5 protein-coding genes are annotated in these 3,364 nt (G+C 26.4%); 4 read left to right on the forward strand and 1 reads right to left on the reverse strand.

The features are described 5' to 3' along the window. Positions 1-432 precede the first annotated feature (432 nt). A complete protein-coding gene (locus VLM92_RS00065; RefSeq protein ID WP_325274317.1) occupies positions 433-897 on the forward strand; it encodes a GNAT family N-acetyltransferase in 465 nt (154 codons plus the stop codon). A gap of 83 nt (positions 898-980) precedes the next feature. Further along, positions 981-1,496 carry a GNAT family N-acetyltransferase gene (locus tag VLM92_RS00070; RefSeq protein ID WP_325274318.1) on the forward strand — a complete coding sequence of 172 codons (516 nt, stop codon included), beginning with the start codon at positions 981-983 and terminating at the stop codon, positions 1,494-1,496. A gap of 10 nt (positions 1,497-1,506) precedes the next feature. Here the strand turns inward: VLM92_RS00070 and VLM92_RS17370 are convergent, their stop codons facing one another. Then, a complete protein-coding gene (locus VLM92_RS17370) occupies positions 1,507-1,746 on the reverse strand; it encodes a hypothetical protein (RefSeq protein ID WP_414708134.1) in 240 nt (79 codons plus the stop codon). A gap of 130 nt (positions 1,747-1,876) precedes the next feature. Here VLM92_RS17370 and VLM92_RS00080 point away from each other — a divergent pair, with 130 nt between their 5' ends. Both VLM92_RS00080 and VLM92_RS00085 read left to right on the forward strand, forming a co-directional pair. Continuing rightward, positions 1,877-2,521 carry a sugar transferase gene (locus VLM92_RS00080; protein ID WP_325274319.1) on the forward strand — a complete coding sequence of 215 codons (645 nt, stop codon included), beginning with the start codon at positions 1,877-1,879 and terminating at the stop codon, positions 2,519-2,521. An 83-nt stretch (positions 2,522-2,604) separates the two neighbouring features. Next, positions 2,605-3,336, forward strand: coding sequence for a WecB/TagA/CpsF family glycosyltransferase (locus VLM92_RS00085; protein WP_325274320.1), 732 nt, complete (start codon positions 2,605-2,607; stop codon positions 3,334-3,336). The last annotated feature ends 28 nt before the right edge of the window (positions 3,337-3,364 follow it).

Consider the following 3,364-nt stretch of genomic DNA (forward strand, 5'->3'; position numbering starts at 1 on the left):
GTGTTATAAAAAAGGCCTTAAGGTAGACTAAAATATACCTTAAGGCCTTTTGATGAGTCTGGAAATATAATTTGTATCTATTAATATATTTTTAATTCTAACGATTTCTTCTCGGTTAAATTTACTTTTCTCTAATACCACTTTTGTAGGTTCATTTATTGGAAGCTTGGCTATAGTTTTGATTTGGAGTTTTATAATATTTTTTATACTATCATATCTTATGGAATATGAAGAAATAGAATAATTAATATACAATTTTTATCACATTAAAAATATAAGTTAGGAGCATATGCTCCTATTTATTATGTATAGCTAAATATCTGTTTCAATGAACACTTATTTAGCTATACATTCTGATATAATTAAACTGACCATATATGTAAAAGGGGGGAGATTATTATTTACTTTGAATTTTATGATTTTTATATAGACTTGATTGAGATTAAAGACTTAAATGATATTGTGAATATATACAATTCAAATAAACTTTTTCTAAAAAGCCATATAGGTAAAGAAAGTATAACAGTAAATTGGGTATGTGATGAGTTAGATGCAATGAAAAAAGAAGGTTTTTATTCATGTAAAGTTGTTCAAAAAAATTCAAATAAAATAGTAGGATTAATTGATTTTAAAGTAGATAAAGAAACGTATTTGTCATTACTTATGATTAATAGTAATCTTAAAGGTCAAGGAATTGGAACAAATATATATAAATTATTAGAAATGTACATAAAGTCTTGTAATAGCAATAGTTTAAGAATTGATATTGTTACAAATTATGACAAGGATGTTCTTAATTTTTGGATAAAAAATGGCTTTAAAAGAATAGACAATATAACTTTAAATTGGAATGAACAGGTATTACCTGCTGTTGTTATGAAAAAAGAACTGTTTTAATGGACACTTCGAAAAAGGTAACTTCTGCTATGATTAAATTAATGATTGCTTAATAATTTTAATTAGCTAAAGGGGGATATATTATGATAAAAAGTATATTAGATGATGAGTATTTAATTAAGCCTATAACTTCTTCTAATCACGATGAAATTAAATACTTATATGATTTGTGTTCGGATTACCATATGATGTGTAGTGGAAGAAATGCAACTGATGAGGATGTAGTCAGGATTTTTAAATATGATGATAAAAAGGCATTAGAGGACTCATTGACACTTGGAGTATATAATAAGTGCGACTTATTAATTGGAATGGTAGATATATTTAAAAACTATCCTGATAATGGAACTTGGATGATAGGTTTACTTTTACTTTCACCAAATGAAAGAAATAAAAAATTAGGAAAGATAATTCATGAAGAAATAAAGAAATACGCTTTAATTCAAGGAGTTGATACATTCCGAATAGGAGTGGTAGAACAAAATACTAAAGGTATAAAATTTTGGAAATCGTTAGGGTATCAACTAGTAAAATCAACAACTATAAATATTGGAGATAAGGAGAGTAATTTAAATATATTGAAATTAATTCTTAAATAATTATTACTGTTCAATCTTTTGTAAGAGGCCTACCTGAATTTAAATTTCTTGCATCCGAAAGACCGACAATACCATCTTCTTTATGTAATAATTTACATATATTACCAGAAGAATGAACTCCATGTATTCCCAATATATCTATATCAAACCTACATTCTTCGAATATTTGTCTCGGTAATTTATCGTTAACATTTTCAGCTATGAAAATTTTCTTAAACTCTTCAGTATATGTAATTCCTTTTGTTGTCATTATTTAAATATATTTATATTTTTAGAAAAAAATATAAGAATAATAATTATAAAAATAGCAGAAATTATTATAAACAATTTAAATGAAGATGGTTAAACAAAGCTATTATTCAACAGATAGGAGGATATTCGTGAAAGATAAAATCATAAGTGATAATATTACAAAACCAAGTATGATATATATGGATATGAGTAGATTTAATATATATGATAAAGTTAAGCGAATGATAGACATAGTATTATCTTTAGCTAGTATCTTATTATTGTCGCCCATTTTTTTAATAATAGCAATACTGATAAAATTAGAATCTAGAGGTCCTATAATATTTAAGCAATTAAGAGCTGGTGAAAATAGTGAACCATTTTATATATATAAGTTTAGAAGTATGAGCGTGGGTGCTCCCAATATAGCTACTAATGATTTTACAAATTTAGGTATATTTGTAACAAGAGTAGGGAAGATTATAAGAAAAACAAGTATAGATGAGTTACCGCAATTATTTAATATTTTAAAGGGAGATATGAGCATAGTTGGTCCAAGACCCGTTATATTAGAAGAGGGGGACTTAATAAAGCTTAGAAAAATATATAGTGTAGATAGTATACTTCCTGGAATAACAGGTTGGGCTCAAATAAATGGTAGAGATAATATAGACGTAGAGACAAAAGTTGTATATGACCATGAATATTTAACTAAAAGAAGTTTTAAATTAGACATATATATACTTGTAATGACTATATTAAAAGTGATAAAGAGAACTGATATAAAGGAATAGTATTAAAATTATAACCTATTGCTCGCTAAGCAATAGGTTCTAATTTTATATAGATGAAATTAATTAAATTAGGAGAGATAATTATGAATATTAGACAAGTAAAAATATTTGATATTCCATTTGTAAGTGAGAACAAGGAAACGATATTAAAATTAATGGATGATAGGATAAAAAATCAAGAGAAAACTTATGTAGTAACAGCTAATGCTGAAATAGCTATGTATGGTAAAGAAAATAAGAATTATTTTGATTTATTAAGAAAAGCTACATATATCGTTCCTGATGGTATAGGTATTGTAAAGGGAGCTAAAATATTAAAGCAAGATATTCCAGAACGTGTTCCAGGAATAGAACTAATGACAGATTTGTTGAGTATGGCTAATGAAAATAATCAAAGTGTTTATTTTTATGGTGCTAAAAAAGAAGTAATAGAGGTTATGGTTAAAAATCTATTGATAGATTATCCAAATTTAAATATTGTTGGATATTGTGATGGTTATAATAATGATGAAGATGATAGTGTTACTAATGAAGTAATAAGGTTAAACCCAGACTATGTATTTGTTGCTAAGGGATGTCCACTACAAGATGAATGGATAAACCAGGTAATGGCAAAGGTAGATAAAGGTTTATTTATGGGAGTTGGAGGAAGCTTTGATGTTTTAGGTGGATTTGAAAAGCGTGCTCCAGAAATATATCAAAAGCTTAATCTAGAATGGTTATATAGAATAGCTGGAAATCCTAAGAGGTGGAAAAGATCTTTAGCATTACCTAAATTTGTAGTAGAAGTTATTAAAGAAAAGTATAAAGGATAGGAGTAAAGCAATTGAAAAAGAGTATAAA

The organism is Romboutsia sp. (assembly GCF_035470145.1).
In the GTDB taxonomy this organism is placed as follows: Bacteria; Bacillota; Clostridia; order Peptostreptococcales; family Peptostreptococcaceae; genus Romboutsia_D.